Origin of the sequence: Clostridium bowmanii (assembly GCF_018861315.1) — a bacterium.
Taxonomy (GTDB): domain Bacteria; phylum Bacillota; class Clostridia; order Clostridiales; family Clostridiaceae; genus Clostridium_AD; species Clostridium_AD bowmanii.
This window is the reverse complement of the sequence record NZ_JAHLDL010000121.1, coordinates 1-517: the sequence shown is the minus strand read 5'-3', so window position 1 is coordinate 517 and position 517 is coordinate 1. Positions and strand designations below refer to the sequence as shown.

The following is a 517-nucleotide window of genomic DNA, read 5'->3' as shown; positions in this document are numbered from 1 at the left end:
AAAAGTTTGTAGTATTGTTGAAAATACAAGTAAAAAATACCCTAAAATTAAATATAGGGATTTTATAATATATTGTGCGGAGTATAAGTTATAATTTAGTAAACGTTACAATGAATTTAATTCATATTTAGTTACTCAACTGTAAGAACAAAGCAATTATTTTAAATATTATTGAATACTGTCTAACATAACCCAAAATAAAACCACTAAGTTAAACTTAGTGGCCTTTTGTTACCTAGCGATGACCTACTCTCCCACAAAGTTGCCCCTGCAGTACCATTAGCGCATTGAAGCTTAACCTACCTGTTCGGTATGGGAAGGGGTGTTACCTTCATGCCATAATCACTAGATTGAGAATATAAATATTCTCTGAAAATTGCACAGTGAACTTATCTTCTTTTTTTCAAAAGAAGTATATCGCAATATTTTAAATAACTTGGTCAAGCCCTCGACTTATTAGTATTAGTCAGCTGAACATGTTACCATGCTTACACCTCTAACCTATCAACCTGGTGTT

Annotated in this window: 2 rRNA genes; both read right to left on the bottom strand. The window is 31.9% G+C overall.

The features are described 5' to 3' along the window. Window positions 1–233 precede the first annotated feature (233 nt). A 5S ribosomal RNA gene (gene rrf / locus KPL51_RS23185) occupies window positions 234–350 on the bottom strand. Window positions 351–436: 86 nt separating this feature from the next. Then, window positions 437–517 (bottom strand): 23S ribosomal RNA (locus KPL51_RS23180); the annotation flags it as partial.